Source organism: Acidovorax sp. DW039, from assembly GCF_037101375.1.
GTDB lineage: Bacteria > Pseudomonadota > Gammaproteobacteria > Burkholderiales > Burkholderiaceae_C > Acidovorax.
Window position 1 is genome coordinate 1,579,911 of record NZ_AP029019.1, and the last position, 26,734, is coordinate 1,606,644.

28 protein-coding genes are annotated in these 26,734 nt (G+C 62.2%); 20 read left to right on the forward strand and 8 right to left on the reverse strand.

Going from position 1 to position 26,734, the window contains the following annotated elements; all coding sequences use genetic code 11:
- Nucleotides 1-20: 20 nt before the first annotated feature.
- Complete coding sequence (locus AACH87_RS07150; RefSeq protein WP_338798080.1) at nt 21-749, forward strand: response regulator; 729 nt, start codon at nt 21-23, stop codon at nt 747-749.
- A complete protein-coding gene (locus AACH87_RS07155) occupies nt 737-1,987 on the forward strand; it encodes an ATP-binding protein (protein WP_338798081.1) in 1,251 nt (416 codons plus the stop codon). The genes AACH87_RS07150 and AACH87_RS07155 overlap by 13 nt, the downstream gene beginning before the upstream one ends.
- A gap of 76 nt (nt 1,988-2,063) precedes the next feature.
- Here the strand turns inward: AACH87_RS07155 and AACH87_RS07160 are convergent, their stop codons facing one another.
- Nucleotides 2,064-2,324, reverse strand: coding sequence for a DUF1653 domain-containing protein (locus AACH87_RS07160; protein ID WP_338798876.1), 261 nt, complete (start codon nt 2,322-2,324; stop codon nt 2,064-2,066).
- 71 nt (nt 2,325-2,395) lie between these two features.
- Between AACH87_RS07160 and AACH87_RS07165 the strand changes: the two genes are divergently transcribed.
- The 3 genes from AACH87_RS07165 to AACH87_RS07175 all read left to right on the forward strand — a co-directional run bounded on the left by AACH87_RS07165 (nt 2,396) and on the right by AACH87_RS07175 (nt 7,002).
- Nucleotides 2,396-4,249, forward strand: a complete 1,854-nt coding sequence (locus AACH87_RS07165; RefSeq protein WP_338798082.1) for a M48 family metallopeptidase — start codon at nt 2,396-2,398, stop codon at nt 4,247-4,249.
- A gap of 103 nt (nt 4,250-4,352) precedes the next feature.
- Entirely contained in the window at nt 4,353-5,627 is a 1,275-nt protein-coding gene (locus tag AACH87_RS07170) for an RsmB/NOP family class I SAM-dependent RNA methyltransferase (protein ID WP_338798083.1), read from the forward strand.
- Between the two features lie 160 nt (nt 5,628-5,787).
- A complete protein-coding gene (locus tag AACH87_RS07175) occupies nt 5,788-7,002 on the forward strand; it encodes a fatty acid desaturase (RefSeq protein ID WP_338798084.1) in 1,215 nt (404 codons plus the stop codon).
- On the opposite strand, the gene AACH87_RS07180 is transcribed toward AACH87_RS07175, so the two are convergent.
- Nucleotides 6,976-7,392, reverse strand: a complete 417-nt coding sequence (locus AACH87_RS07180; protein ID WP_338798085.1) for a hypothetical protein — start codon at nt 7,390-7,392, stop codon at nt 6,976-6,978. The two genes, AACH87_RS07175 and AACH87_RS07180, sit on opposite strands and share 27 nt — an antisense overlap.
- A gap of 219 nt (nt 7,393-7,611) precedes the next feature.
- Between AACH87_RS07180 and AACH87_RS07185 the strand changes: the two genes are divergently transcribed.
- On the forward strand, nt 7,612-9,114 hold the full coding sequence (locus tag AACH87_RS07185; RefSeq protein WP_338798086.1) for a PLP-dependent aminotransferase family protein: 1,503 nt from the start codon (nt 7,612-7,614) through the stop codon (nt 9,112-9,114).
- Nucleotides 9,115-9,215: 101 nt separating this feature from the next.
- Here AACH87_RS07185 and rpmG read toward each other — a convergent pair whose 3' ends face one another.
- From rpmG to trxB, 3 genes are all read right to left on the reverse strand, one after another.
- On the reverse strand, nt 9,216-9,386 hold the full coding sequence (gene rpmG / locus AACH87_RS07190) for a 50S ribosomal protein L33 (RefSeq protein WP_008904999.1): 171 nt from the start codon (nt 9,384-9,386) through the stop codon (nt 9,216-9,218).
- 14 nt (nt 9,387-9,400) lie between these two features.
- Nucleotides 9,401-9,634, reverse strand: coding sequence for a 50S ribosomal protein L28 (gene rpmB, locus AACH87_RS07195; RefSeq protein WP_005797187.1), 234 nt, complete (start codon nt 9,632-9,634; stop codon nt 9,401-9,403).
- A 187-nt stretch (nt 9,635-9,821) separates the two neighbouring features.
- On the reverse strand, nt 9,822-10,775 hold the full coding sequence (gene trxB / locus AACH87_RS07200) for a thioredoxin-disulfide reductase (RefSeq protein WP_338798091.1): 954 nt from the start codon (nt 10,773-10,775) through the stop codon (nt 9,822-9,824).
- Between the two features lie 322 nt (nt 10,776-11,097).
- Here trxB and AACH87_RS07205 point away from each other — a divergent pair, with 322 nt between their 5' ends.
- The 8 genes from AACH87_RS07205 to AACH87_RS07240 all read left to right on the forward strand — a co-directional run bounded on the left by AACH87_RS07205 (nt 11,098) and on the right by AACH87_RS07240 (nt 20,420).
- Nucleotides 11,098-11,775 carry a Crp/Fnr family transcriptional regulator gene (locus AACH87_RS07205; protein ID WP_338798093.1) on the forward strand — a complete coding sequence of 226 codons (678 nt, stop codon included), beginning with the start codon at nt 11,098-11,100 and terminating at the stop codon, nt 11,773-11,775.
- A gap of 93 nt (nt 11,776-11,868) precedes the next feature.
- Nucleotides 11,869-14,202 (forward strand): DNA translocase FtsK 4TM domain-containing protein, encoded by a 2,334-nt coding sequence (locus AACH87_RS07210; RefSeq protein ID WP_338798095.1) that lies wholly within the window; start codon nt 11,869-11,871, stop codon nt 14,200-14,202.
- Nucleotides 14,203-14,267: 65 nt separating this feature from the next.
- The gene (gene lolA, locus AACH87_RS07215; RefSeq protein WP_338798096.1) at nt 14,268-14,900 is read left to right on the forward strand and encodes an outer membrane lipoprotein chaperone LolA; all 633 of its coding nucleotides are present in this window, start codon (nt 14,268-14,270) and stop codon (nt 14,898-14,900) included.
- Between the two features lie 301 nt (nt 14,901-15,201).
- The gene (locus tag AACH87_RS07220) at nt 15,202-16,548 is read left to right on the forward strand and encodes a replication-associated recombination protein A (RefSeq protein ID WP_338798097.1); all 1,347 of its coding nucleotides are present in this window, start codon (nt 15,202-15,204) and stop codon (nt 16,546-16,548) included.
- 316 nt (nt 16,549-16,864) lie between these two features.
- Nucleotides 16,865-17,794 (forward strand): branched-chain amino acid ABC transporter permease, encoded by a 930-nt coding sequence (locus tag AACH87_RS07225; protein ID WP_338798098.1) that lies wholly within the window; start codon nt 16,865-16,867, stop codon nt 17,792-17,794.
- 13 nt (nt 17,795-17,807) lie between these two features.
- Nucleotides 17,808-18,884: an ABC transporter ATP-binding protein gene (locus tag AACH87_RS07230; protein ID WP_338798099.1), complete on the forward strand. Its 1,077-nt coding sequence runs from the start codon at nt 17,808-17,810 to the stop codon at nt 18,882-18,884.
- Between the two features lie 22 nt (nt 18,885-18,906).
- Nucleotides 18,907-19,689: an ABC transporter ATP-binding protein gene (locus tag AACH87_RS07235; protein ID WP_338798100.1), complete on the forward strand. Its 783-nt coding sequence runs from the start codon at nt 18,907-18,909 to the stop codon at nt 19,687-19,689.
- Nucleotides 19,690-19,691: 2 nt separating this feature from the next.
- Complete coding sequence (locus AACH87_RS07240; RefSeq protein WP_338798101.1) at nt 19,692-20,420, forward strand: ABC transporter ATP-binding protein; 729 nt, start codon at nt 19,692-19,694, stop codon at nt 20,418-20,420.
- Nucleotides 20,421-20,535: 115 nt separating this feature from the next.
- Here the strand turns inward: AACH87_RS07240 and AACH87_RS07245 are convergent, their stop codons facing one another.
- Nucleotides 20,536-21,156 (reverse strand): outer membrane beta-barrel protein, encoded by a 621-nt coding sequence (locus tag AACH87_RS07245; RefSeq protein ID WP_338798102.1) that lies wholly within the window; start codon nt 21,154-21,156, stop codon nt 20,536-20,538.
- Between the two features lie 310 nt (nt 21,157-21,466).
- Here AACH87_RS07245 and AACH87_RS07250 point away from each other — a divergent pair, with 310 nt between their 5' ends.
- The 3 genes from AACH87_RS07250 (at nt 21,467) to AACH87_RS07260 (ending at nt 23,689) form a co-directional block, all read left to right on the forward strand.
- Nucleotides 21,467-21,829 carry a DMT family protein gene (locus tag AACH87_RS07250; RefSeq protein ID WP_338798103.1) on the forward strand — a complete coding sequence of 121 codons (363 nt, stop codon included), beginning with the start codon at nt 21,467-21,469 and terminating at the stop codon, nt 21,827-21,829.
- A gap of 180 nt (nt 21,830-22,009) precedes the next feature.
- A complete protein-coding gene (locus tag AACH87_RS07255; RefSeq protein WP_338798104.1) occupies nt 22,010-22,657 on the forward strand; it encodes a DUF47 domain-containing protein in 648 nt (215 codons plus the stop codon).
- Between the two features lie 18 nt (nt 22,658-22,675).
- Nucleotides 22,676-23,689 carry an inorganic phosphate transporter gene (locus AACH87_RS07260; protein ID WP_338798105.1) on the forward strand — a complete coding sequence of 338 codons (1,014 nt, stop codon included), beginning with the start codon at nt 22,676-22,678 and terminating at the stop codon, nt 23,687-23,689.
- A gap of 129 nt (nt 23,690-23,818) precedes the next feature.
- Here the strand turns inward: AACH87_RS07260 and AACH87_RS07265 are convergent, their stop codons facing one another.
- Both AACH87_RS07265 and AACH87_RS07270 read right to left on the reverse strand, forming a co-directional pair.
- Nucleotides 23,819-24,265 carry a hypothetical protein gene (locus AACH87_RS07265; RefSeq protein ID WP_338798106.1) on the reverse strand — a complete coding sequence of 149 codons (447 nt, stop codon included), beginning with the start codon at nt 24,263-24,265 and terminating at the stop codon, nt 23,819-23,821.
- Between the two features lie 7 nt (nt 24,266-24,272).
- Nucleotides 24,273-24,794 (reverse strand): N-acetyltransferase family protein, encoded by a 522-nt coding sequence (locus tag AACH87_RS07270; protein ID WP_338798107.1) that lies wholly within the window; start codon nt 24,792-24,794, stop codon nt 24,273-24,275.
- Nucleotides 24,795-24,931: 137 nt separating this feature from the next.
- Here AACH87_RS07270 and rpsP point away from each other — a divergent pair, with 137 nt between their 5' ends.
- The 3 genes from rpsP to trmD all read left to right on the forward strand — a co-directional run bounded on the left by rpsP (nt 24,932) and on the right by trmD (nt 26,638).
- The gene (rpsP, locus tag AACH87_RS07275) at nt 24,932-25,183 is read left to right on the forward strand and encodes a 30S ribosomal protein S16 (RefSeq protein ID WP_005794048.1); all 252 of its coding nucleotides are present in this window, start codon (nt 24,932-24,934) and stop codon (nt 25,181-25,183) included.
- 83 nt (nt 25,184-25,266) lie between these two features.
- Nucleotides 25,267-25,836 (forward strand): ribosome maturation factor RimM, encoded by a 570-nt coding sequence (gene rimM, locus AACH87_RS07280; protein WP_338798108.1) that lies wholly within the window; start codon nt 25,267-25,269, stop codon nt 25,834-25,836.
- A 43-nt stretch (nt 25,837-25,879) separates the two neighbouring features.
- Complete coding sequence (trmD, locus tag AACH87_RS07285) at nt 25,880-26,638, forward strand: tRNA (guanosine(37)-N1)-methyltransferase TrmD (RefSeq protein WP_338798109.1); 759 nt, start codon at nt 25,880-25,882, stop codon at nt 26,636-26,638.
- The last annotated feature ends 96 nt before the right edge of the window (nt 26,639-26,734 follow it).

Consider the following 26,734-nt stretch of genomic DNA (forward strand, 5'->3'; position numbering starts at 1 on the left):
ACAACCCCCTGCCTGCGCCCATGCACACCATTCTGGTGGTGGACGACGATGTCGAAATCACCACCCTGTTGACCGATTACCTGGCCCGCTTTGGCTACCACACACTGGCCGCGGGGGATGCGACCGCGATGCGCGCCATGCTGTCGTCGCATGCAGTAGATCTGGTGGTGCTGGACGTGATGTTGCCCGGCACCGATGGCATCACGCTGGCGCGTGAGCTGCGCCAGCATTCCCGGCTGCCCATCATCATGCTCACCGCCCGGGCCGACCCTTACGACCGCGTGCTGGGGCTGGAGATGGGGGCCGACGACTACATGGCCAAACCCTTTGAGCCGCGTGAACTGGTGGCCCGCATCCAGACCGTGATGCGCCGCCTTGCCGCCGATGGCACCCCGGCCTCTACAGGGCCGGACGAAGTGGTGCGTTTTGACGGCTGGGAGCTGCATTGCGTGGAGCGCCATCTGCTGTCTCCGCAGGGCGTGGTGGTGCCCTTGTCCAACGCAGAGTTCCGACTGCTGTGTACCTTCTTGCGCATGCCCCGGCGCATTTTCAGCCGCGATCAGCTCATGGAGCAGGCCCGGGGCCGTGCCATGGATGCGTTTGAGCGCAGCATCGATCTGCTTGTCTCACGCCTGCGCACCAAGCTGGCCGACGACCCGCGTTCTCCGTCGATGATCCGCACCGTGCGCGGCGCGGGCTACCTGTTCCATGTGCAGTCCCTGCAAGGGCAGGTGGGATGGCTGCGCTGAGCCTGCAGCCGCTGCGGTCTGCCTTTCGGGCGCTGGCCCGGTGGCTGGTGCCTTCCACGCTGTTTGGTCGGCTGGCGTTGTTGCTGCTGGTGGCCGTGTTCGCCAGCCATGTGCTGGCCTTGTCGCTGATGTGGGAGTTGCGTCCACCACCGCCGCCTGGTGCGCCGGGCGCGGGGGCATGGCAGGGGCCTGCTCCCCCTTCGTCAGCCCCGTCCGATGTGATCGATGTGAAGGCCCCTCCGCCCAGCCCCGCAGAGGCCGCAGGCGTGGGGCACCCCGCCCCCGCTGCACGGCTGCAGCCCCCTCGTCCGCCGGGCCCGCCCAGCATCGCGCAGGTGATGGATGCGCCCCCGCGCCTGAAGCTGGGCCTGTTGCTGGACATTGGCGTGCGGCTGGCCGTGCTGCTGGCGGTGGCCTGGTGGGCGGCACGCTGGCTGGCGCAACCCATGCACCGCCTGGCCAGCGCAGCGCAAGAGTTGGGGCGCAACCTGGACCGCCCGACCTTGCCTGAGGACGGCCCTGCAGAGTGCCGTGACGCCAGCCGTGTGTTCAACCAGATGCAGGCGCGGCTGCGCCAGCAGCTGGCTGATCGCGACGGGTTTGTGGCCGCGGTGTCGCACGACCTGCGCACCCCGCTGACCCGCCTGCGCCTGCGCGCAGAAGCACTGCCCCACCCGCAGGACCAGGAGCGTTTTGGCCGCGACATTGCCGAGATGGACGCCATGATCACCGCCACGCTGGACTACCTGCGCGGGGTGGCGCAGGCGGAACCCTGGGTTCGCCTGGATGTGGCGGCGCTGGCCCACAGCCTGGCCGATGATCAGATGGACATGGGGCACGCCGTGACGGTGCAAGGGCAGGCGCAACCGCTGGCCGTGCAGGCCGGGGCCCTGCGCCGGTGTCTCGACAATCTGGTCGGCAATGCGGTGCGTTATGGGGGCAGCGCCGAAGTCACGTTGCAAGACGAGCCCGCTGGCCTGGTGATTGCCGTGCGCGACCACGGTCCCGGTCTGCCCGAGGCGGAGCTGGCGCGGGTGATGGCCCCGTTCTACCGCGTGGAGGCTTCCCGCAACCGCGGCAGTGGCGGCGTGGGCCTGGGCCTGACCATTGCGCAGGACATCGTGCGCCGCCACGGTGGCGAGCTGCGCCTGTCCAACGCGCCCGGCGGTGGCTTGCTGGCGCGGGTGTGGCTCCCGCGGGCGGGCTTGCCACCAGAGATGTCTGAACAGGCTCTTTGAGTCAAAATGGGCTGTAGCGCTCATCCATCAAGCGCGGGCAGCTCCTGAATCCATAGCGCCTGCTGCTCAGCAAATCTCAGGCAGGCTTGTCTGCGCTATTGCACGGGGCGAATCGCGGCTGCCACACGCCGTCGATACAGACCTGCTCGGCAAACATGGCAGCGGGCCGCACCCACAGGCCGTGTTCGCCATACAGTGCGCGGTACACCGTCATGGGCTCCAGAGTTTCGCTGTGCCGGGCGGTGTCCAGCACCTCATACAGCATGCCCTTGTAATGCCGATACAGGCCGGGTGGGGTGGGGGTGAAAGAGGGGAGTTCTTCGTTCATCGTTACCATGGTGGGTTGCATTGCCAAGGGGGCCAACGATCGATGGACCCCATAAAAAAGTGACAGGGAGGAAGCCAGCCGTGGAATGGGCAGATTTTGTGCACCTGGTGCGCACCAGTGAGCAGGACAGCGCCGAGAACAGCCGCGCCTATCGGCGCAGCGTCGCCTTTTTTGCCGCCCTGGGATACGCCTGGGTGGTGGGCTGCTTTGTGCTGGCCATCGCCCTGATGGGCTGGGTAGTGTCTCAGATGATGCATGGCCGCGTGCGGTTCATGCTGTTGTGGTTGCTGGTGGCCGCAGGCAGTCTGCTGTGGGTCAGCCTGCGGGCGTTGTGGATGCGCATGGCCCCGCCCGAAGGTGAGGAGATCACGGCCGAGGAAGCGCCCGAGCTGTTCGAGGCGCTCAACCGCATTCGCCGCAAGATCAAAGGCCCGGCCATTGACCATGTGCTGCTCAACGGCGATTTCAACGCAGCCATCCAGCAGATTCCGCGCTATGGCTTGTTCGGCGGTGGCGTCAATTACCTGGTGATCGGGCTACCGCTGCTCATGGCGCTGGACCGCAGCCGCTTCCTGTCTGTGCTGGCCCATGAGTACGGGCATTTGCGCGGAGACCATGGCCGCTTTGGCGCATGGATTTACCGCACCCGCTGGTCGTGGATGCAGCTCAACAAGAGCCTGGGCGACAACGGCGGCGTGGCCGGGGCCGCTACCGAAGCCTTCCTGCGCTGGTACTTTCCGCGCTTTGCGGCCAAGACCTTTGCGCTGGCCCGGCAGGATGAATACGAGGCCGACAACGTGGCGGGCCGCCTGTCGGGGCGCGAGGTGATGGCTGCTGCGCTGATCGAAGTTGAAATCCGCGGCCGCTGGCTGGAGGCGGAATTCTGGCGCGACCATTGGTGCGCTGCGGCCTCCAACCCATTACCCGTGGGCCCCTACCGCGGCATGCGCCGCCTGCTGGCCGATGCGCCGGATGCTGCCTTTGCCAACGACGCACTGCGCCAGGCCCTCAAGCGCCTGAGCAACCTGGACGACACCCACCCCGGCCTGCGTGACCGGCTGGAGGCGCTGGACGCCGCCCCCACCTTGCCGGAATGGTCGCGTGGCAGCGCACTGGCCTTGCTGGGCAAGGAGCCCAAGCGCTGGATTGCGCACTTTGACCGCCAGTGGTGCACTGCGAATGCCACCGAGTGGAAGCTGCACCACGCCTGGCTGCAGCGCGTGCGTGCGCGGGCCGACGTGCTGCAGGCTGGGGTGCCGCAGGCCAGTGCGGCAGAGCTGGTGGAGCTGGCACGCCTGCGCAAGCACCTGGACCCCCGGGCCGATGTGCGCCCGCTGTACGAACTGGCGCTGGAGCGCAGCGCAGAACACCCAGGTGCTTTGCGTGGCTTGGTGACCTGCCTGCCGGAGGGAGACCGAGCCGCCAAGCTGGCCTGCCTGCACCGCCTGTGGGACGCGGGCAGCAACGACCGCTGGTGGGCTGCCCGCACCGCGCTGGCCGAGCTGGAGACGCCGCGCATCGGCTACGACCATGATGCTGCGGCCTTCAAGCAGTGGCGCAAGCGGCTGGAGCGTGCGCAAGAATCCGAAGAGCGTGCGTGGGAGGAGTTGACGAATTCCGCCTATTTCAACCACATCGCCCGCCACGATCTCAGCGAGTTTGAACTGGGTGAACTCCAGGCCGAGCTGGCCCGTTGCACGCCCATCACAGGCGCCTGGCTGGTGCGCAAGAACCTGCGCGAGCATCCTCAGCGGCGTGCCTATTTGCTGTTTGTGGATGTGCCCCGCCTGGACGATGAGGACCGGTACGAGCTGTGCCGCTGGCTGGAACGCTCACTCAACCTGCCCGGGCCTGTGCTGGTGTTGTGGGCGGGTGAGGACCCGACGATCAAGGAAATCCGGCGCTACGCCTTTGATCCTGTTTTTTCGCGCTGAATTCTCGCGCTGAAGGCTCTACGGGGTGCGCTGCAGGGCCTGCCAGCAGTTGTGGCAGGCCCTGCGCGAAGCCCTTGGCCCTGCACAGTGGGACAATCGGGGAATGCATCCCAAAGTTCTCCTTGATGCCTGCGCCGAACTGGTCAGGCTCACTCTCACGTTTGAACACCCCGCCGACGCGGTGGTTTCCCGTTACTTCCGCGACAACCGGGGCCTGGGGCCCCGCGAGAGGGCCACGCTGGCCGAAACGGTCTACACCGTGCTGCGCAAGAAGCTGCTGTTCGACCATCTGGCCCCCTCAGGCTCGGGGCCCAAGGAGCGCCGCATGGCCATCCTGGGGTTCCACGGCCCCCGCGACTTTCTCAAGAGTGCGCTGACCGAGCAGGAGAAGAAGTGGCTTGACCAGTGCGACAGCATCCGCCCGGATGACCTGATGGAACGCCACCGCCACAACCTGCCCGAGTGGCTGGTGCCGCCGCTCAAGGAGCAACTGGGGGATCAGTTCTGGCCGCTGGCAGAAAGCCTGTCGCAGAACGCACCGCTGGACCTGCGCGTCAATACCCTCAAAGAAAAAAGGGCGGATGTGCAGAAGGAGCTTGCGCAGGCAGCTATCAAATCAGTAGCGACTCCGTACTCTCCATGGGGCTTGCGCATTGAGGGCAAGCCTGCGCTGACCAAGCTCGATGCCTTCACGCGGGGCGCGATCGAGGTGCAGGACGAGGGCTCGCAATTGCTAGCCCTGCTGCTTGACGCCAAGCGGGGCGAGATGGTGGTGGACTTCTGCGCCGGTGCCGGTGGCAAGACCCTGGCCATTGGTGCCGCCATGCGCAGCACAGGCCGCCTGTATGCGTTTGACGTGTCGGCCCACCGGCTGGACGCGCTCAAACCCCGCATGGCCCGCAGCGGGTTGTCCAACATCCACCCCGCCGCCATCGCCCACGAGCGCGATGAGCGCATCAAGCGCCTGGCGGGCAAGATCGACCGGGTGCTGGTGGATGCCCCTTGCTCGGGCCTAGGTACGCTGCGCCGCAATCCAGACCTGAAGTGGCGCCAGTCTGCCAAGGCAGTGCAGGAGCTGGTGGACAAGCAGACCGCCATCCTGGAAAGCGCTGCCCGCCTGCTCAAGCCCGGGGGGCGCCTGGTGTATGCCACCTGCAGCATCCTGCCTCAGGAGAACGAAGCTATTGCCCAGGCTTTCAGCGCCGCACACGCTGACTTTGCCGTGCTGGATGCGGGCGAAGTCCTCACCCAGCTCAAGGTAGAGCAGGCCGCCAGCCTGTGCAGCGGCGGCGAGACGGGGACCACCTACCTGCGCCTGTGGCCCCACCGGCACCAGACGGATGGCTTCTTCGCCGCCGTGTGGGAACGCAAGCGTTAAAACTGCGAACGCAGGCGGGGTTGTGTGAGTCGCTCTCAAGACCCCGCGCCTTGCGGTGAAACCCTGAACCACCCTGCCGGGTGGATGCCTACAATGGACTGGCACACCATCTGGTGTGGGCCAGTGAGCAGTTTGCCTGCGTGAGAGAGTTGAGGAAGTTATGTTGTTACCCGATTGGGCGGTACTGAATGCCGCAGTGGACTGGCTGGGCCATGGCCTGTGGGATCTGACCTGGTGGCAGATCGTGCTGTATACCCTGGCCACCACCCATGTCACGATTGCCGCCGTGACCATCTTCCTGCACCGGGCGCAGGCCCACCGCGCGCTGGATCTGCACGCCATCCCCTCCCATTTCTTCCGCTTCTGGCTGTGGGTCGGTACCGGCATGGTGACCAAGGAATGGGTGGCCATCCACCGCAAGCACCACGCCAAATGCGAAACGGTGGACGACCCCCACAGCCCGCAAACCCGGGGTCTGGACACTGTGATGTGGCGCGGGGCCGAGTTGTACCGGGCTGAGGCCAAAAATGCAGAAACACTGAAAAAGTTCGGTCATGGCACCCCTGACGACTGGATGGAGCGGAATGTGTACAGCCGCTTTACCTGGCAAGGCGTGGGCCTGATGCTGGTGCTGAACCTGGCGTTGTTTGGCGCTGCAGGTGCCGCCGTGTGGGCGGTGCAGATGGCGTGGATTCCCTTCTGGGCTGCGGGTGTCGTCAACGGGGTGGGGCACTTCTGGGGATACCGCAACTTTGAGGCGCAAGACGCCAGCACCAACCTCTCCCCCTGGGGCATCATCATTGGTGGGGAGGAACTGCACAACAACCACCACACCTATCCCACGGCCGCCAAGTTTTCGGTCAAACCCTACGAATTTGATATTGGCTGGGTCTACATCAGCCTGATGCGCAAGGTGGGCTGGGCCACCGTCAAAAAGGTGCCGCCCAAGCTGCAACTGGGCGAGGTCAAACCGGTGGCTGATGAAAAGACGCTGGAGGCCCTGATTGCCAACCGCTACGAGATGATGGCCGGTTACGCCCGCGGTGTGCGTCAGGCGTGCAAGGATGAAATGGCCGCCCTCAAGGCCAGGCATGGAGATGTCTCGGTTCTCAAGGCCGCCAAGCGCTGGCTGCACCGCGATGCTGAGAAAGTGCCGGCGGTGGCGCTGCCCCAGCTTGCCCAGGTGCGTGCGGCTTATCCTGCCTTGGACAAGATGGTCACCATGCGCGAGGAACTGCGCCAGCTCTGGCTCAACACGTCCCAGTCGCGTGAGCAGCTGACAGCAGACCTGCAGGCCTGGTGCCGTCGTGCCGAGGAAAGCGGGATCGCTGCCCTGCGTGATTTCTCGCTACGCCTGCGATCTGCCCAGGCCTGATTTGCCGCGCTGGGGCACGCCACGGCTCCAGCGCTGAAATTTCATCCATGCCCGGCGCAGGGCGTGGATGAGTTTGCTCACTTCCCACGCCGGGTCTGCAGCAGGCTCGGTGCACAGCAGCCGTGCCATGCCTTCGCCCCGGTGCTGCAGGCGCACCCATGTCGCGGATTCGTCTGCGTCGACCTCCAGAATCTGGCCCGGGTGCAACGTCAGTGTTCTTGCTGCCAACACCTGTCCGTACAGCAGCGGCCCCAGCGATGCTTCCACGCTGCCTTCAAGGACCTGCAAGCTTGCCCCCTTGCGCAGGCAAGTCAGCACGGGCTGGCAGTTTCCGATCTGCAGGGTGAAGGAGGAGGGTGGGACGCTCTGGATGGTGTGCTGGGGCTGCATGGAGGCTCCTTTGGTGCAGAAACAAGGGCCTCCAGCGTAAAAAAAGTGCGGCTTTTGCGGCAGACACACAGCGGGTCACTGGCAGGTAGAACAGTTGCTCTCTTGCGCGTGCTGTTATGGTGCAGATGCGCCTGTTCTGTATCTGTTGCGTTGGCTGCCGCGCAGGCATGATCGTTGTCGTCCCTGAACAGGCGCTGATCGACAGACTTCGTGCTTGCCATGACCCGTTCTGAAAACCGCACCGATTCCCCCCGTTATCGCCGTCTGGCTGCTTTGTATGAGCAGGCCATTGCGTCCGGCAGCCTGCAGCCTGGTATGCGTCTGCCTTCGGTGCGTGAGCTGTGCCAGCGCCATGACATCAGCCTGACCACCGCGCTGCAGGTGCTGCGTCATCTGGAGTCACAGGGCTGCGTGGAAGCGCGTGAGCGCGTGGGCTACTTCGTGCGGGAGCGGGGTGGCATGGCATTGCCCCGGGCGCGCGAGCCCGAGTTGCACGAACCCCTGCCCAGCGACCCCCGTGTGTTTGCGGGCATCAACGAGCGCATCTCCCTGTTTCTGGACAAGGCCCGCAGGGCAGGCCCCTTGCCGCTGGACCTGGGCAGTGCCATGCCGGCGCCGAGCCTGTTTGACGCGCAGGCCCTCAACCGGTTGGCGCACACGCTGCTGCGTGAGCAGCCGGACATTCTGGTCTACGGCCCCTCGGCCCCTACCACCCATCCCGAGTTTCAGCAGGCCATGGCGCGCCATGCGCTGGGTTTTGGGTTGAGCATTGCGCCGTCTGATGTGAGCGCCACACTGGGCAATTCCGAGGCGGTCAATCTGGCGCTGGATGCTGTGGCGGAGCCGGGCGACGTGATTGCAGTGGAGTCGCCAACGTTCTTTGGCATCTTGCAGGCCATCGAGGTGCGAGGCCTGCGTGCGCTGGAAATCCCGTGCAGCCCCCATACCGGCATGTCCCTGGAAGCGCTGGAACTGGCGGCACGCAATGAGCCGCGCCTCAAGGCCGTGGTGGTCGTGCCACATTTGCAAATGCCCCAGGGCAGTGTCATGCCTGACAGCCACAAGCAGCGGCTGGTCGCCTTGTGTGTGGAGTACGGTTTGGCGCTGATTGAAGACGATATCTACCGGGAGTTTGTGGAATCGCCTCACCCGCTACGCCCTGTCAAGGCGTGGGACCAACCCGGAGATGCCGGGCAGGTGATCTATTGCGCCTCACTCAGCAAGAGCTTTGCACCGGGCTTGCGCCAAGGGTGGATGAGTGCAGGCCGTTGGCATGCGCGTGTGCAGATGCTCAAGTTTGCGAGCACGCGCAACATGCAGACATGGTCACAACTGCTGGCGGCGCGCAGTGTGAATTCCCCCGGCTATGAACGCCACTTGCGCCGCATGCGCGTGCAACTGCGCTTGCAGCGCGAGCAGGCGGCACGGGCGATTGCACGCTACTTTCCACAAGGCACTCGGTTGAGCCTTCCGCCCGGCGGGCTCAGCCTGTGGCTGGAGTTGCCCGAGGGTATCTCGACCACCTTGCTGTATGACCAAGCGCTGCGTGCCGGAATACGCACCGCGCCAGGACCCATGTTCTCCAACACAGGGCGGTACGAGCATTTTTTGCGTCTGAGCTGCGGCATGCCGTTCACACCCCAGGTGGAGGCGGGTTATCGCACGCTGGGTGAGCTGATGGACCAGCAGTTGCAGCAGCCTCGGATTCACCGGGCTGCTTGAGCCACATCGCTGGCTGTTCCACAGCAGCGAGCGTCAAAACGGGCATAAAAAAACCGCCAAGCATTGCTGCCGGGCGGCTTTTTTGGGGGCAACGGGCTGAATTACTTCAGCTTCATTTCCTTGTATTCCACATGCTTGCGAGCCTTGGGATCAAATTTCATGATCAGCATCTTCTCGGGCATGGTCTTCTTGTTCTTGGTCGTCGTGTAGAAGTGGCCGGTACCCGCAGTGGATTCCAGCTTGATCTTGTCGCGTCCGCCTTTGCTTGCCATGATGGTGCTACTCCTTAAGCCTGGCCACGTGCACGCAGGTCTGCGAGCACGGAGTCGATACCGTTCTTGTCGATCAAACGCAGGGCAGCGCTGGAAACGCGCAGGCGAACCCAACGGTTTTCGCTTTCCACCCAGAAACGGCGATATTGCAGGTTCGGCAGGAACCGGCGCTTGGTTTTGTTGTTGGCGTGGGAAACGTTGTTCCCGACCATGGGCTTCTTGCCCGTTACGTCGCAGACGCGTGCCATGAGGACACTCCGATACTTTTATAACGGCCGCTCGCTGGGCCCCGGAGTCGTTGTCCCCAGGATGGCTTGCGGCCTCACCTCGCCAGAAAGGGTGGCGGTAACCCGATTGTTGAAACCAAAAAACCCGCTGCATGAACGGGCTGGATTCAGCAAAGCCGCAGATTATAGCCTGCAGCTTAAATTTTGATCAACCTTCTTGTTCAAGAAAGCGCTGCGCGTCCAGTGCGGCCATGCATCCCGTGCCTGCGCTGGTGATGGCTTGGCGGTACACATGGTCTTGCACGTCGCCTGCGGCAAACACCCCGGGCACGCTGGTCTGCGTGGCAAAACCCTTGAGGCCGCCCTGCGTGACGATATAGCCGTTGTCCATTTCCAGCTGGCCCTGGAAGATGTCGGTGTTAGGCGCGTGGCCGATGGCGATGAAGCAGCCCTTGAGCTCCACATCCTGGGTGCTGCCGTCCTGCGTGCTCTTGATGCGGATACCTGTTACGCCGGTGTCGTCGCCCAGCACTTCGTGCAGCGTGTGAAAGAGCTTGAGTTCGATCTTGCCCGCAGCGACCTTTTCGTTGAGCTTGTCGACCAGAATGGGCTCTGCCTTGAACTTGTCGCGGCGGTGCACCAGGGTGACCTTGCGTGCGATGTTGGACAGGTACAGAGCCTCTTCCACCGCCGTGTTGCCGCCACCCACCACGCACACATCCTGGTCGCGGTAGAAGAAACCGTCACAGGTGGCACAGCCCGACACGCCGCGGCCCATGAAGGCCTCTTCAGAGGGCAGGCCCAGGTATTTGGCCGATGCGCCGGTGGCGATGATCAGTGAGTCGCAGGTGTAGGTGCCGCTGTCGCCGGTGAGGGTGAAGGGGCGCTTGCTGAAGTCGACCTTGTTGATGTGGTCAAAGATGATCTGGGTCTTGAAGCGCTCTGCGTGCTCCAGAAAGCGCTGCATCAGGTCCGGGCCTTGCACGCCGTGCACGTCGGCAGGCCAGTTATCCACTTCGGTCGTGGTCATCAGCTGCCCGCCCTGGGCCATGCCGGTGATCAGCACGGGGTTGAGGTTGGCACGGGCTGCGTACACGGCTGCGGTGTAGCCAGCAGGGCCAGAGCCGAGGATCAGAACTTTCGCGTGTTGGGTGGTAGACATGGTACAAGCCTGTGTGGTGCGCGCCCGGGCTGCGGGCACTGTTGGAAAATAACGAGAACCTGCCAAGTATCCGCCCGGACAATGGGCGGCAGTGCAGGGTGTTTTCAATCGGTACGATTGTAAGAACCTGCTTGTAATCTCTCGGGATGCCCTCAGCGAAGCACAGGGCGGCCATGGATATCTTTTCGGGCCGCGCATGCATTCAGCGGGCGTGCTAGCCCCGTGCGGGCACTCCATACAGGTGTTGCAGGCTCTGGGTTCATTTCTGCCATCCGGCGGCTAACGGGCGCGATGCGCCTCCTTGTTCGGGAGAAGTCATTCCATGTCGACGATGTTGTCCAACCTCGACCTGCTGCGCAGGGTGCCGTTGTTTTCACTGCTGACAGTGACACAGGCCGAGGTGATCAGCGGTGCCGTGACCAAACGCCGTTTCAAGCGCGGAGAGGTCTTGGTGGAGCAGGGGCAAAAGTCCAACGCGCTGGCCATTTTGCTGACGGGGCGTGCCCGGGTGGTCTCTGCCGACAACCGCGGCCGCGAAGTCATTCTTGCCACGCTCGGGCCAGGGGACTACATCGGCGAGATGAGCATCATCGACAACGAGCCGCACTCGGCCACCGTGCGAGCTGAAGTACAGACGGATGTGCTCTTGCTGGGACGTAACGACTTTGCCCGTTGCCTGTCTGAAAACGCATCCATGTCGCTGGTGGTGATGCGCGGGCTGGTCAAGCGGCTGCGCCATGCAGACCGAAAAATTGAGTCACTGGCGTTACTGGATGTGTATGGGCGGGTGGCCCATGCCCTTCTGGATTTTGCGGTGCAGGATGCCCAGGGCCAGTGGATCATCCGCGAGAAAATCTCGCGCCAGGATCTGGCCAAGATGGTGGGTGCGTCCCGTGAGATGGTCAGCCGCGTGATGAAGGACCTGGAGGAGCGCGCATTTATCCAGACGCTCCCCAACGGGGCCACGCTGCTCAAGGAGCGACTGAACGCACTGAACTGAGGTGTACTGAACTGCGGTGAATGGCGTGCGCACGGCCCTGCTGGAGCTGCCAGCGCCCACCCGCCCATGGGGTAAGCTCGCCCGGCACGTTTTATGACTTATTCCCTCAATACCTTGAATGCATCTGCGGCGGCCAAATCGCCCCCCCGCACCGGCGTTGCCCGGTTCGGGCATGAAGTGAGTCTGCTGGTGGGGCTGCTGGCCCTGGTTTTCTGGCTGCTGGCGCTGATCAGCTACTCGGCCCAGGATCCCTCCTGGTCTTCTTCCGGGGTCAGTTCATCACGCATGGTGTCCAACTGGGCGGGGCGCCTGGGTGCCTGGCTGGCGGACGGCAGCTACTTTGCGATGGGCTTTTCGGTGTGGTGGTGCGTGGCGGCCGCCATCTGCGCGTGGTTTGCATCTTTGGCCCGCTGGATGCGTGGCGGGGAGATGCCCCCCGATGCGCCTACGCCCGCTGTGCGCAGGCTGGTGTTCTGGGTGGGCTTGGCGCTGCTGGTCAGTGCCAGCTCTGCACTGGAATGGTCGCGCCTGTATCGCTTCGAGCCTTATCTTCCCGGTGGGCATGGCGGTGGTGTGCTGGGCTACACCATGGGCCTGAACAGCATGAAATGGCTCGGCTTCACCGGGTCGGGGCTGGTCTGCATCGTCTTGCTGGTGCTGGGTGCCTCCATGGTGTTCCGTTTCTCCTGGGGGCGCGTGGCGGAATGGCTGGGCGGGCGCATTGATGCCCTGGTTCAGTCCCGTCTGGCCCAGCGTGAAGTGGCCAAAGACGTGGCCGTGGGCCGCAAGGCGGCGCGCGAGCGCGCAGTGGTGGTGCGTGAAGAGCGCACCGAAAGCGAAGAGCACCACCCCGAGCCCGTGCAGATCATCGAGCCCGTATTGGTGGATGCACCGCAAAGCACCCGCGTCGTGAAAGAGCGGCAAAAGCCCCTGTTCACCGACATGCCCGACAGCAAGCTGCCGATGGTGGACCTGCTGGACGGCCCACAACAGAAGCAGGAAACCGTCTCTGCCGACACGCTGGAGATGACCAGCCGCCTGATCGAGAAGAAGCTCAAGGACTTTGGCGTGGAAGTGCGCGTGGTGGCCGCCATGCCCGGCCCCGTGATCACACGCTACGAGATCGAACCCGCTACGGGCGTGAAGGGTTCGCAGATTGTGGGTTTGGCCAAAGACTTGGCCCGCTCGCTCAGCCTCGTGTCCATCCGGGTGGTGGAGACCATTCCGGGCAAGAACTACATGGCGCTGGAGCTGCCCAACGCCAAGCGCCAGTCGATTCGTCTGTCCGAAATCCTGGGCTCGCAGATTTACCACGAGGCCAAGAGCATGCTCACCATGGGGCTGGGCAAGGACATTGTGGGCAACCCGGTGGTGGCCGACCTGGCCAAGATGCCCCATGTGCTGGTGGCCGGTACCACGGGCTCGGGCAAGTCGGTGGGGATCAACGCCATGATCCTCTCGCTGCTCTACAAGGCCGAGGCGCGCGATGTGCGCCTGTTGATGATCGACCCTAAGATGCTGGAAATGTCCGTCTACGAAGGCATTCCACATCTGCTGGCCCCGGTGGTCACGGACATGAAGCAGGCCGCCCATGGCTTGAACTGGTGCGTGGCCGAGATGGAGCGCCGCTACAAGCTCATGTCCAAGCTGGGTGTGCGCAACCTGGCGGGCTACAACGCCAAGATCGACGAAGCCAAAGCCAAGGAAGAGTTCATCTACAACCCCTTCAGCCTCACGCCCGAAGAGCCCGAGCCGCTGCAGCGTCTGCCGCACATCGTGGTCATCATCGACGAGCTGGCCGACCTGATGATGGTGGTGGGCAAGAAGATTGAAGAGCTGATTGCCCGCCTGGCGCAGAAGGCGCGGGCGGCCGGTATTCACCTGATCCTGGCCACCCAGCGCCCCAGCGTGGATGTGATCACCGGCCTGATCAAGGCCAACATACCCACCCGCATTGCGTTCCAGGTCAGCAGCAAGATTGACAGCCGCACCATCCTCGACCAGATGGGGGCCGAAGCCCTGCTGGGCATGGGTGACATGCTCTACATGGCCAGCGGCACCGGCTTGCCGATCCGCGTGCATGGTGCCTTCGTGTCGGACGAAGAAGTACACCGTGTCGTCAGTTACCTCAAGGAACAAGGGGAGCCGGACTACATAGAGGGCGTGCTCGAAGGCGGAACTGTGGACGGTGACGGTGATCTGTCTGGAGACGGTGGGGGTGAAGGTGGCGAAAAAGACCCCATGTATGACCAGGCGGTCGAGGTGGTGCTGAAAGACCGCAAGGCCAGCATCTCCTACGTGCAGCGCAAGCTGCGCATCGGCTACAACCGCTCGGCCCGCCTGCTCGAAGACATGGAGAAAGCCGGTCTTGTCAGTGCCCTCACCGCCAGCGGCCAGCGCGAAGTGCTGGTGCCCGCCCGCGAATAACCGGGTCAGTCACGGAGGCAAGACAGGATCCTGGATTCCGTCCCTCCGTTCACACAAGGAACTGCATGAAGAAGAAATTTGCTGCAATTTTGATAGCTGCCAGCTCTGGTTCTGCAAGCGCTGACGGGCTAAAAAGCCTGGAAACCTTCATGAAGGGCGTGCACACCGGCAAGGCAGAGTTCACGCAGGTGGTCACCTCGCCTCCTAAAGACGGGCAGGCTGCACGCAGCAAAACTTCGAGCGGCACGTTCGAATTCCAGCGGCCCGGGCGCTTCAAGTTCGTCTACCAGAAGCCTTTTGAACAAACCATCGTGGCCGATGGTCAAACCCTGTGGTTGCTGGATGTGGACCTGAACCAGGTCACCCAGCGCTCGCAGGCGCAGGCGCTGGGCTCCACGCCCGCAGCACTGATTGCCTCTGCGGCCGACATTGCTGCCCTCAAGGCAGACTTCACCCTCGAATCGGCCCCGGACCAGGATGGCCTGCAATGGGTACAGGCCAGCCCCAAGGCCAAGGACGGGCAACTGCAGAGCGTGCGCGTGGGCTTTGCGGGGGAGCAGTTGGCGGCCCTCGACATTGTGGACAGCTTTGGCCAGCGTTCGGCCATCCGCTTCAAGGGGATGCAGGTCAATCCCTCCTTGCCAGCAGGCACCTTTCAGTTCAAGCCTCCAGCCGGGGCTGATGTGGTCAAGCAGTAAGCGCGTCAGTACGAGGTGATGCGGCGCGGTTTGCGCGCCACTCGTCCTCGTGACTCCCGTTGAGGTCTGCTGTGCCTTGGTAGGTGATGGCCGTGGCTTGTGATGAGAAGTGCCTGAGTCGCGTTGGCTTCATCGGCTTGCAGCAGTCAGCAGCCGCTTTGCCAAAGTGACTCGATGCTATATTTAAGATAGCTGGCTGCGCTTTGTTTTCAAGCGCGGCCAGCTGTTTTGTCTCTGGTTTTGTTTCTCCTTTTCCAGCAGGCTCTCATCCGGGGCGGCTGTTGGCCTCATCTCTTTGCTTATGAGCCGCAAAACGTCTGAACCCTCCAGCACTTCAGGGCTGCACCAGCCATTGGCGGAAAGCCTGCGGCCCCGTACCCTGGCCGAGGTGATCGGCCAGCAGCATGTGCTGGGGCCTGGCATGCCATTGCGCCTGGCGTTCGAGTCCGGCCGCCCGCACAGTTGCATCCTGTGGGGTCCTCCTGGCGTGGGCAAGACCACCATTGCACGGCTGATGGCCGATGCGTTTGATGCGCAGTTCATCAGCATCAGCGCGGTGCTGGGCGGGGTCAAGGACATCCGTGACGCGGTGGAACGTGCGCAAGCCGCGCGCGACGGGCTCATGCAGCAGCGCACGCTGGTGTTTGTGGATGAGGTACATCGCTTCAACAAGAGCCAGCAGGATGCGTTTCTGCCTCATGTGGAAAGCGGCCTGTTCACCTTCATTGGCGCCACCACTGAGAACCCTTCGTTTGAGGTGAACTCAGCATTGCTCTCGCGCGCGGCGGTGTATGTGCTGCAGCCGCTGTCTGCTGAGGACTTGAAGCAGATTGTGGCGCTGGCGCAATCCAGGCAAGCGGTACCAGCTATGGAAAGCATAGCAATCGACCGTTTGGTGGCCTATGCCGATGGGGACGCGCGCAAGTTGCTCAACACGCTCGAAACCCTGGCCATGGCCGCCACGCAGGAGAAGCTGGCAGAGATCACCGACGCCTGGCTCCTCAAGGTGCTGGGCGAGCGCATGCGCCGCTACGACAAAGGCGGCGAGCAGTTCTACGACACCATCAGTGCGCTGCACAAATCGGTGCGCGGCTCTGACCCGGATGCCGCGCTGTACTGGCTGGTGCGCATGCTCGACGGCGGAGCAGACCCCCGTTACATGGCCCGCCGCCTGGTGCGCATGGCCAGCGAAGACATTGGCCTGGCCGATCCCCGTGCCCTGCGTCTGGCGCTGGATGCTGCCGAGGTGTACGAGCGCCTGGGTTCACCTGAAGGCGAGCTGGCACTGGCCGAGTGCGTGGTGTACCTGGCTGTGGCCCCCAAGTCCAACGCCGTCTACAAGGCCTACAACGCAGCCAGGGCCTGGGTGAAGCAGGACGGCACACGCCCCGTGCCCATGCACCTGCGCAATGCGCCCACCCAGCTCATGAAGCAGCTGGATTACGGCAAGGGCTACCGTTACGCGCACGACGAGGAGGGCGGTTTTGCGGCGGGCGAGCGCTATTTGCCTGATGGCATGGCTGACCCCGGCTTTTATGAGCCGGTGGAGCGGGGGCTGGAGATCAAGATTGCGCAGAAGTTGCGTGATCTGCGCGAACGCAACGAGGCCGCCCGGGCCGAGTCTGAAAATCCCCTTGCGGAGGGCTGAAAACGGCCTCGGCAACTGTCCAAACGGGATGGTTATGCCGATATTGCATAGGTCTGGTAATAAGTTTGCAAACCAATGTTCACGGCTGCATCAAAATTCCTTATGAATAGCGTTTGCACCTGATGAAGCGCAAATCCGCGGGAAAACCCCGCCAACACTGGCGTGGAGGCGAATCCACTACTGGCTACAATCCCGACCACAAACCCGCACAGCTGCATTTCTGGCGGGTTTTTTGCTAGATGGCAGTCGGGCCCAAAAGGCTGCACCGATCCCGGTGCCTGCACGATGGGCACGTCACAAACGAAGGACTTTTCTTATGGACATTTTGCTGCAGCAGATCATCAACGGTCTGGTATTGGGCAGCATGTACGCCTTGATAGCCTTGGGCTACACCATGGTGTACGGCATCATTCAACTGATCAATTTCGCCCATGGCGAAGTGCTAATGATCGGTGCACTCACAAGCTGGAGCTGTATTGGCTTGATGCAAGGGGCCATGCCCGGCGCGCCAGGCTGGGTCATCCTGCTGCTGGCAACGCTGATCGCCTGCGTGGTCGCTGCCACCCTCAACTTCACGATCGAGAAGATCGCCTACAAGCCGCTGCGCAACAGCCCGCGGCTGGCGCCCCTGATCACGGCCATCGGCATGTCCATCCTGCTGCAGACGCTGGCCATGATCATCTGGAAGCCCAACTACAAGCCCTATCCCACCCTGCTGCCCAGCTCGCCCTTCCAGATCGGTGGCGCGTTCATCACGCCCACGCAGATCCTGATCCTGGGTGTGACGGCAGTGGCTCTGGCTTCCCTGGTCTACCTCGTCAACCACACCAGCCTGGGCCGCGCCATGCGCGCCACGGCCGAGAACCCTCGCGTGGCTTCCCTGATGGGCGTGAAGCCCGACATGGTGATCTCTGCCACCTTCATCATCGGCGCGGTGCTGGCCGCCATTGCCGGCATGATGTACGCCTCCAACTACGGCACTGCGCAGCACACCATGGGTTTCCTGCCTGGTCTCAAGGCCTTCACGGCTGCAGTGTTCGGCGGCATCGGCAACCTGGCCGGTGCGGTCGTCGGCGGCATTTTGCTGGGCCTCATCGAGGCGATTGGCTCAGGCTACATCGGCACCCTCACGGGCGGCCTGCTGGGCAGCCATTACACCGACATCTTTGCGTTCATCGTGCTGATCATCATCCTGACGCTGCGCCCCTCGGGCCTGCTGGGTGAGCGTGTGGCTGATCGCGCCTGAGGAGCCTTTCACCATGAAGAACACCAAAACCAATTGGATCATCGGCGCCGTGGCGCTGCTGGTGCTGCCGCTGATCCTGCAATCCTTCGGAAACGCCTGGGTGCGTATTGCTGACCTGGCCCTGCTGTACGTCATGCTGGCGCTGGGCCTGAACATCGTGGTGGGCTATGCAGGCCTGCTCGACCTGGGCTACGTGGCGTTCTACGCCGTGGGGGCCTACCTGTTTGGTCTGATGGCATCGCCCCACTTGGCAGACAACTTTGCGGCGTTTGCTGCCATGTTCCCCAACGGGCTGCACACCTCGCTATGGCTGGTGATTCCGCTGGCGGCGTTGCTGGCTGCGGTATGCGGAGCCTTGCTGGGCGCGCCTACCCTCAAGCTGCGCGGCGACTACCTTGCCATCGTGACCTTGGGCTTTGGCGAAATCATCCGTATCTTCCTGAACAACCTGGATCACCCCGTCAACCTGACCAACGGCCCCAAGGGCATCGGCCAGATCGACTCGGTCAAGATCTTTGGTCTGGACCTGGGCAAGCGCCTGGAGCTGTTCGGCTTTGATATCAACTCCGTCACGCTCTACTACTACCTGTTCCTGATCCTGGTGGTGCTGACCGTAATCATCTGCTACCGCCTGCAGGACTCCCGCATTGGCCGTGCATGGATGGCTATCCGCGAAGACGAAATCGCCGCCAAGGCCATGGGTATCAACACCCGCAACATGAAGCTGCTGGCTTTCGGCATGGGCGCTTCGTTCGGCGGTGTGTCGGGTGCGATGTTCGGTGCTTTTCAGGGCTTCGTGTCGCCCGAGTCGTTCAGCCTGATGGAGTCCGTGATGATCATTGCCATGGTGGTTCTGGGCGGTATCGGCCACATCCCTGGTGTGATCCTGGGTGCCATCTTGTTGTCTGCCTTGCCTGAGGTGCTGCGCTATGTGGCCGGTCCCCTGCAGGCCATGACCGATGGCCGTCTGGATTCCGCCATCCTGCGCCAGTTGCTCATTGCCCTGGCCATGATCATCATCATGTTGATGCGTCCCCGCGGTCTGTGGCCCGCCCCCGAGCATGGCAAGAGCCTGACCCAGAAGACCTGAACCCATCGCAGAAAGTTAGAACATGGCAGAAAAAACCAACGATGTGGTGCTCAAGGTTGCAGGCATTTCCAAGCGCTTCGGCGGCCTGCAAGCCCTCTCTGACGTGGGCATCACGATTGAACGCGGTCAGGTCTATGGCCTGATCGGCCCCAACGGAGCTGGCAAGACGACGTTTTTCAACGTGATCACCGGCTTGTACACGCCCGACAGCGGCACCTTTGAGCTGGCGGGCAAGCCCTACGAGCCCACCGCCGTGCATGAAGTGGCCAAGGCAGGCATTGCCCGCACGTTCCAGAACATCCGGCTGTTTGCTGAGATGACAGCGCTGGAGAACGTGATGGTGGGTCGCCACATCCGTACCCACTCCGGCCTGCTGGGCGCGGTCTTCCGCACCAAGGCCTTCAAGGACGAAGAAGCCGCCATTGCCAAGCGTGCGCAAGAGCTGCTGGACTATGTGGGCATCGGCAAGTTTGCTGACTACAAGGCCCGTACCTTGAGCTACGGTGACCAGCGCCGTCTGGAAATTGCCCGTGCCCTGGCAACCGATCCTCAACTGATTGCGCTGGATGAGCCTGCCGCTGGCATGAACGCCACCGAAAAAGTGCAGCTGCGCGAACTGATCGACCAGATCCGCAAGGACAACCGCACCATCTTGCTGATCGAGCACGATGTGAAGCTGGTGATGGGCCTGTGCGACCGGGTGACGGTGCTCGACTACGGCAAGCAGATTGCCGAGGGCACCCCTGCCACTGTGCAGAAGAATGAAAAAGTGATTGAGGCCTATCTGGGCACCGGAGGACATTGAGAATGGCCGAAAAATCCAATAACGTGCTGCTGAAGGTCAAAGGCCTGAAGGTGGCCTACGGCGGCATCCAGGCCGTCAAGGGCGTGGACTTTGAGGTGCGCGAGGGCGAGCTGGTGTCGCTGATTGGCTCCAACGGTGCAGGCAAGACCACCACCATGAAAGCCATCACAGGCACCCTGCCCATGAACGATGGCGACATCGAATACCTGGGCGAGAGCATCCGTGGCAAGGGCGCCTGGGATCTGGTGAAGAAGGGCTTGGTGATGGTGCCGGAAGGCCGTGGCGTGTTCGCACGCATGACCATCACGGAGAACCTGCAGATGGGCGCCTACATCCGCAATGACAAGGCAGGCATCCTGGCTGACATCGAGAAGATGTTCACCATCTTCCCGCGTCTGCGCGAGCGCAAGGACCAGCTGGCAGGAACCATGTCCGGTGGCGAGCAGCAAATGCTGGCCATGGGCCGTGCGCTGATGAGCCAGCCCAAGGTGTTGCTGCTGGACGAACCCTCCATGGGCCTGTCGCCCATCATGGTGGACAAGATTTTTGAAGTGGTGCGCGATGTGTACGCCCTGGGCGTGACCATCGTGCTGGTGGAGCAAAACGCCAGCCGTGCGCTGGCCATTGCAGACCGCGGCTACGTCATGGAGTCCGGTCTCATCACCATGACGGGTCCTGGTCAGGAACTGCTGAATGACCCCAAGGTGCGCGCAGCGTACCTGGGCGAGTAATCACTCAGGCAACTGCCGGATCTTTGTCGTTCGGTGGGAGCAATCTCCCATGTAAAAAGGGCGCGATGCACATCGCGCCCTTTTTGTTTTGATGAGGCGAGGCAGGGCTTCGGAATCAGAAGCGGTACTGCAGCCCCACGGTGGTCATTTTCACGTCGTCGTTGCCGTCCGCAAACTTGAATCGGTGGTTTTCCCACTCGATAACGGCGGCCCACTGCGGGTTGAAGGTCCACCGGGCCCCCAGACCATAAGACAGGCCAAAGCCGTCCTCTTTGCCTGTCTGCACGCCCAAGCCGCTGAAGCCACCCGTGCGGGTGCGACCGTAGGTCGTACCCACCTTGCCGAATACATCAAATTGCTCGCTGACCGGCGCGCGGCCTACCAGGCTGAGGTTGATGCCGTGGGCCTCGGTATCGCCACCCAGGCGGCGTGCCTTGCCTGCATTCACGTAGCCGACCTCAAGACCCCAGTTGGGGTGAAAAAAGCCACCGGTGTACAGCTTCCAGGCGGTATCCGAATTGTCGGATTCCATGCCCATCGGGCCTGTGTTCAGATCGTATTTGGAACGACCCGCGCTCAGGCCGAAGTAACCGTCGTGTGTGTAGGGCAGCACCGAGCTGCGCTCTGCGCCGCGATTCATGGAGGAATTGCCCATGCTGGAAGTCTGGGCCTGTGCGCCTGCGGCGGCGCAGGCCACGATCAGTGCAACAGGAAGAAGGCGAAAGCGGGATGTCATCGGCTGGGTCCTTGGTTGAATCAGAAAACTCAGCAGATGCCTGAACCGGGGTCCGGCATCTGCACGCGGTGGTCCCACTTTAGGAAGGGAGGCCATGGCGCGCTGTCGTCCCCGGCTAGCCAGTCTTGTAGGAGAACGTCTATCACTGCAGCGCAAATGCGCATGAAGGTGACGGGTCGTGGCAGCATGGAGTCCGCTGCAGAGCACACTAGGTGTCCTGCTATTCTTTATGTAGCTGCCTGCGCTTTATCTATAAGCGCCAGAGGTATTTTTTTATCTCTTTCTTTTGTCGTCCCGCGGTCCGCGAATCATGAGCTTCCTCCAACAACTGCCCATTCCTCTTCAAACCGTTCTTTTGCTGGTGGCCAGCAATGTCTTCATGACGTTCGCCTGGTACGGACACCTCAAGAATCTGGCGTCTGCCCCCTGGTACACCGCTGCCTTCGTCAGTTGGGGGATTGCGCTGTTTGAGTACCTGCTGCAGGTGCCGGCCAACCGCATTGGTTTCACCCAGTTCAATGTGGGGCAGCTCAAGATCATGCAAGAGGTCATCACGCTGGGGGTGTTTGTTCCCTTCGCGGTGTTTTATCTCGACCAGCCGCTCAAGCTGGACTACCTGTGGGCGGGCCTGTGCCTGGTGGGGGCGGTGTATTTCATCTTTCGGGGCGCTTGAGCAGGTAGCTTCCTGGCCTGGGTCGCCCCGGGTCTTTTCACTGTGCCGGGTCAAGGAAAGTGAGCGGTTGCCGCCAGCAGGTTGCAACCGCTCACGGTTAAACTCCGCATGTCACAAAACCGTCACGACACCCCGTGGCGATCGTTCTTTGTATTTTTTGATATCCCACCAGGAGCCTGCATGCTGTTTGCCAAGCTGTTGCCACGCGAAGGCAATTTTTTCGAAATGTTCAACCAGCATGCGGACCGCATCGTCGAAGCCGCACGCGCCTTCTCGCACCTGGTGGCCAACTACAACGATCCTCATCTGCGTGAAAAGTACAACCAGGATGTGGACAACGCCGAGCGCGCCGCCGATCGCGTGACGCACGATGTCAACAAGGCCATCCATAAGACCTTCATCACCCCCATCGACCGTGAGCAGATCCATACACTGATCAACACGATGGACGATGTGGCCGACCTGATCCAGGACTCCGCAGAGACCATGGCGCTGTACGACGTGCGCCATATGACCGAAGAGATCACCCGCTTGACCGACCTGAGCCTCAAGTGCTGCGAGCGCCTGCGCGACGCCGTGAAGCTCCTCGACAAGATTGCCGATCCTGCGGTGGCCGAGGCTGCCCTCAAGACATGCGAGGAGATTGACCGCCTCGAATCGGATGCCGACCGCGTCATGCGCAGCGCCATGAGCAAGCTGTTCCGTGAAGAGCCTGATGTGCGTGAAGTCATCAAGCTCAAGGCCATCTACGAGTTGCTGGAGACCATCACCGACAAGTGTGAAGACGTGGCCAACACCATCGAGGGCATCGTCCTCGAAAACTCCTGATCGAGCGGGCACTTCAACATGGAAACCGTACAAACAGCCCTGTGGGTTGTGATGCTACTTGTCGCGCTGGCGATCCTGTTCGATTTCATGAACGGGTTTCACGATGCCGCCAATTCGATCGCGACCGTGGTGTCGACGGGCGTACTCAAGCCTGCGCAAGCGGTGCTTTTTGCCGCGTTCTTCAACTGCGTGGCGATCTTTGTCTTCCACAGCCTCACGGTGGCGGCCACCGTGGGCAAAGGCATTGTGCAGCCCGGCATTGTGGACGTGCATGTGGTCTTTGGTGCCCTGGTGGGGGCCATCACCTGGAACGTGATCACCTGGTACTACGGCATTCCCAGCAGCTCATCGCACGCACTGATCGGCGGCATCGTGGGCTCGGTGATTGCCAAGGCCGGTGCGGGCGCGCTGGTGGCTGCAGGCATCCTGAAAGCCGTGGCGTTCATCTTCATCTCGCCTTTGCTGGGCTTTACCCTCGGCTCGCTGATGATGGTGGCTGTGGCCTGGATCTTCCGCAGGGTACGTCCCAGCAAGGTGGACAAGTGGTTCCGCCGCCTGCAACTGGTGTCTGCCGGTGCTTACAGCCTGGGACACGGTGGCAATGACGCGCAAAAAACCATCGGCATCATCTGGCTCCTGCTGATTTCCACCGGCTACGCCTCGGCCAGCGATGCGGCTCCGCCCACCTGGACCATCGTCAGCTGCTACGTTGCCATTGGCCTGGGCACCATGTTTGGTGGCTGGCGCATCGTGAAGACCATGGGGCAGAAGATCACCAAGCTCAAGCCTGTGGGTGGCTTCTGTGCCGAAACGGGTGGCGCGCTCACCCTGTTTCTGGCCACCACTCTGGGTATTCCAGTCTCTACCACCCACACCATTACCGGTGCGATTGTGGGCGTGGGGTCTACCCAGCGCGCCAGTGCTGTGCGCTGGGGGGTGGCGGGCAACATCATCTGGGCGTGGATTTTGACCATCCCCGCCAGTGCATTTGTGGCAGCCATCGCCTACTGGGTCAGCCTGCAGTTGTTCTGATTGCTATTGAAATCGTAGCTGCTTGCGCTGATTCCATAAGCGCTAACGCCCTGTCTGATGCATCATCAGACAGGGCGTTTTTCTTGGGCTTGGGTGCAGGGCACACGGCAGGTCCATCACCGCCGCGGGTTACTGCGAAATCTTGCGTGCCTCTTCGATCTGGTACTCGAAATAGCGCTGGAAGCTGAAGGCAATGCTGGCCATCAGCACCGTGGTGCCTATGAGCAGAGAGCAGACAATCGCGCCAATGGTGAGCCACCGCGTCTGGCCGGGGAGGGCGTCCAGGGGGGCAGCAGGGTTGTAGCGGGCATTCCATTTTTCGGGTGTCTGCAAGCCATACAGAATGCCTCGCAGCGCGCACCCCGCAATGGTGAAGCCCAGTAGGGGGATGAGGAACCAGCTGTATTGGTCATCCTGCCCAAACTGTTGCACGCGCTGAATGCCGTACAGCCCGAGGGCCGTGGGAATGGGCAGCATCCAGCCCAGCAGGTCGCCCAAGCCGTGCAGGTAAAACCTGTGCAGGCCCAACGGCCCACCGACAAAGGCAAGCCAGGCAGCCAATGTCTTGTTCTTCATGGTGCGCTCATTCAGGCGAGGTGGTGTCACCCGCGCCCAGGGTTTTTTCCATGAGCACGATGTCGCGCCAGGCACCGAACTTCCACCCCACCGAGCGCATGACGCCCACTTCGGTAAAGCCCAGCGACCGGTGAACCCCAATGGAGCCCGCGTTGGCCGAGTCGCCAATCACCGCCAGCAACTTGCGAACGCCTACGGCCTCAGCCTGTACCGCCAGCTCTGCCAGCAGCTTGCGACCGACCCCCATGCCGCGCGCCGCATCGGCCACGTAGATCGAGTCTTCTGCAGAAAAGCGATAGGCGGGCCGGGGTTTGAACCAGTTGGCATAAGCAAAGCCCAGTACCTGGCCGTCTTTTTCTGCAACCAGCCAGGGCAGGTTGCGGCCCAGAACATCGGCGCGGCGAGTCGTCATGTCGGCCTCGGAGGGCGGATCAATCTCGAAAGTGCCGGTGCCGTGGAGGACATGATGGCGATAGATGGCTGTGATGGCGGGGATGTCGGCGTCTGTGCTCTGGCGAATGGTAGGCATGGTGAAAGGGTTGTGGATATAATTGCGGGCTTTGCAGCGTGTCGCTGACCGGGTGGTCATGTCGCGTGTCTCAAACGTTGCGAAAAACTCCTAGCTTGCGCATTGTGTGCGCGGCTTTTCCACCCGAAGGATTAATTATGGTCGTCATTCGACTCTCCCGCGGCGGTTCCAAGGGCCGTCCTTTCTTCAACATCGTCGTTGCTGACAAGCGCGTGCGCCGCGATGGTCGTTTCATTGAGCGTATCGGTTTCTACAACCCTACCGCCAAGGAAACTGAAGAAGGCCTGCGTATCGTTCAGGATCGCCTGACCTACTGGAAGAGCGTGGGTGCCCAGTCCTCGCCTACCGTGGACCGCCTGATCAAGCAGGCTGCCAAGAAGGCTGCTTAAAGTCCCCTGAAAAGGGCGGGCTCCGTGGGTTTTCCCGGCGGATCCCGCCCTTTTCTTTTTTGTGCGCACTGATGTGACCGTTTATGACCACTTCTCTCACGCTTGAGCTGACCGAACTTCCTGCAGATGCCGTAGAGGTTGGGCGCATTGCCGATGCCTGGGGTGTGAAAGGCTGGTTCAAGGTCATGCCGCACAGTGCCAGCCCCGAGGCACTTTTTTCGTCCAAGCGCTGGTATCTGCAGCCTTCCGAGCGCGGAGCCAAGACTTTTCAGGGCACTGTCCTGCTCAAGATTCGTCAGGCCAAGGACCATTCCGACACCATCGTGGCCTGGGCGGATGGCGTGGATGACCGCAATGCGGCCGAAGCACTGCGCGGTGCGCGGGTGTTTGTGCCCCGCTCCAGCTTCCCATCCACGGGAAGTGACGAGTACTACTGGGTGGATCTCATCGGGCTTGCCGTGGTCAACCGGGAGGGGGTTGCGCTGGGGCAGGTGCGCGAACTGCTCTCGACCGGACCGCAAACCGTGCTGGTGCTTTCCTACGAGCAGGATGGCAAGACCCAGGAGCGGATGATTCCCTTTGTCTCGGCCTTCGTGGACAAGGTCGAACTGGCAGAAAAGCGCATCACCGTAGATTGGCAGCCAGACTATTGATCGTCGGCCCTGATCCGCATCTTTGCCGGTAAAGGCCCTGCCCATGCGTTTTGACGTCATCACCCTGTTTCCCGAGCTGTTTGCTCCGTTTTTGACTGCGGGCATTACCCGGCGCGCCTATTCCAGTGGTCAGGTCGATGTGCGGCTGTGGAATCCGCGCGACTATGCCGAGGGCAACTACCGGCGTGTAGATGACCGCCCGTTTGGAGGTGGGCCGGGAATGGTGATGATGGCGGAGCCGCTGGAGCGTTGTCTCGCGGCCATTCGCGCAGACCGCTGTGAGCAGGCAGGCCAGGAGGCTCCTCTGGTGCTTTTCTCGCCCATTGGTCGCACCATCAACCATGCCGAAGTCGAGGGATGGTCTGCCAGTGCCGGGGCGGTATTGCTGTGTGGGCGGTATGAAGGCATCGATCAGCGCTTTATCGATGCCTACGTATCGGTGCAATTGAGCCTGGGTGATTTTGTGCTCTCTGGTGGAGAAATTGCCGCTTTGGCCCTGCTGGATGCCGTGACGCGCCTTCAGCCGGGCGTGTTGAACGACGAGGGCAGCCACCAGTTTGACAGCTTCAACCCGGCGCTGGATGGCTTGCTGGACTGCCCGCATTACACCCGTCCCGAGGAGTGGGCGGGCAGGGCAGTGCCTGCTCCGCTGCTCTCAGGGCACCACGCGCAGATTGACCGATGGCGTCGCGATCAGCGTTTGGCCATCACTGCGCGCCACCGCCCCGATCTGATTGATGCGGCCAGAGCCGCAGGACTTCTCCAGTCGGTGGACGAAGCCGTATTGGCCAAATTGCGCTGACTGGTTATAATCAAAGGCTTTTCGATCCTCTGTCCGGCCGTTTTGTCACCAGTTTTTCTGGACAAAACCCTGAACGTCAATCCCGACGCAGCCATT

Coding starts and splice junctions, on each gene's coding strand:
- rpmG (WP_008904999.1), bottom strand. CDS start 9,386: ATGGCAAGCAAAGGCGGACGCGACAAGATCAAGCTGGAATCCACTGCG.
- AACH87_RS07270 (WP_338798107.1), bottom strand. CDS start 24,794: ATGCCTACCATTCGCCAGAGCACAGACGCCGACATCCCCGCCATCACA.
- AACH87_RS07250 (WP_338798103.1), top strand. CDS start 21,467: ATGAGCTTCCTCCAACAACTGCCCATTCCTCTTCAAACCGTTCTTTTG.
- lolA (WP_338798096.1), top strand. CDS start 14,268: ATGAAGAAGAAATTTGCTGCAATTTTGATAGCTGCCAGCTCTGGTTCT.
- AACH87_RS07220 (WP_338798097.1), top strand. CDS start 15,202: ATGAGCCGCAAAACGTCTGAACCCTCCAGCACTTCAGGGCTGCACCAG.
- AACH87_RS07260 (WP_338798105.1), top strand. CDS start 22,676: ATGGAAACCGTACAAACAGCCCTGTGGGTTGTGATGCTACTTGTCGCG.
- AACH87_RS07155 (WP_338798081.1), top strand. CDS start 737: ATGGCTGCGCTGAGCCTGCAGCCGCTGCGGTCTGCCTTTCGGGCGCTG.
- trmD (WP_338798109.1), top strand. CDS start 25,880: ATGCGTTTTGACGTCATCACCCTGTTTCCCGAGCTGTTTGCTCCGTTT.
- AACH87_RS07265 (WP_338798106.1), bottom strand. CDS start 24,265: ATGAAGAACAAGACATTGGCTGCCTGGCTTGCCTTTGTCGGTGGGCCG.
- AACH87_RS07245 (WP_338798102.1), bottom strand. CDS start 21,156: ATGACATCCCGCTTTCGCCTTCTTCCTGTTGCACTGATCGTGGCCTGC.
- rpmB (WP_005797187.1), bottom strand. CDS start 9,634: ATGGCACGCGTCTGCGACGTAACGGGCAAGAAGCCCATGGTCGGGAAC.
- AACH87_RS07170 (WP_338798083.1), top strand. CDS start 4,353: ATGCATCCCAAAGTTCTCCTTGATGCCTGCGCCGAACTGGTCAGGCTC.
- AACH87_RS07210 (WP_338798095.1), top strand. CDS start 11,869: ATGACTTATTCCCTCAATACCTTGAATGCATCTGCGGCGGCCAAATCG.
- AACH87_RS07240 (WP_338798101.1), top strand. CDS start 19,692: ATGGCCGAAAAATCCAATAACGTGCTGCTGAAGGTCAAAGGCCTGAAG.
- AACH87_RS07230 (WP_338798099.1), top strand. CDS start 17,808: ATGAAGAACACCAAAACCAATTGGATCATCGGCGCCGTGGCGCTGCTG.
- trxB (WP_338798091.1), bottom strand. CDS start 10,775: ATGTCTACCACCCAACACGCGAAAGTTCTGATCCTCGGCTCTGGCCCT.
- AACH87_RS07175 (WP_338798084.1), top strand. CDS start 5,788: ATGTTGTTACCCGATTGGGCGGTACTGAATGCCGCAGTGGACTGGCTG.
- AACH87_RS07150 (WP_338798080.1), top strand. CDS start 21: ATGCACACCATTCTGGTGGTGGACGACGATGTCGAAATCACCACCCTG.
- AACH87_RS07160 (WP_338798876.1), bottom strand. CDS start 2,324: ATGGTAACGATGAACGAAGAACTCCCCTCTTTCACCCCCACCCCACCC.
- rimM (WP_338798108.1), top strand. CDS start 25,267: ATGACCACTTCTCTCACGCTTGAGCTGACCGAACTTCCTGCAGATGCC.
- rpsP (WP_005794048.1), top strand. CDS start 24,932: ATGGTCGTCATTCGACTCTCCCGCGGCGGTTCCAAGGGCCGTCCTTTC.
- AACH87_RS07205 (WP_338798093.1), top strand. CDS start 11,098: ATGTCGACGATGTTGTCCAACCTCGACCTGCTGCGCAGGGTGCCGTTG.
- AACH87_RS07255 (WP_338798104.1), top strand. CDS start 22,010: ATGCTGTTTGCCAAGCTGTTGCCACGCGAAGGCAATTTTTTCGAAATG.
- AACH87_RS07180 (WP_338798085.1), bottom strand. CDS start 7,392: ATGCAGCCCCAGCACACCATCCAGAGCGTCCCACCCTCCTCCTTCACC.
- AACH87_RS07235 (WP_338798100.1), top strand. CDS start 18,907: ATGGCAGAAAAAACCAACGATGTGGTGCTCAAGGTTGCAGGCATTTCC.
- AACH87_RS07225 (WP_338798098.1), top strand. CDS start 16,865: ATGGACATTTTGCTGCAGCAGATCATCAACGGTCTGGTATTGGGCAGC.
- AACH87_RS07185 (WP_338798086.1), top strand. CDS start 7,612: ATGACCCGTTCTGAAAACCGCACCGATTCCCCCCGTTATCGCCGTCTG.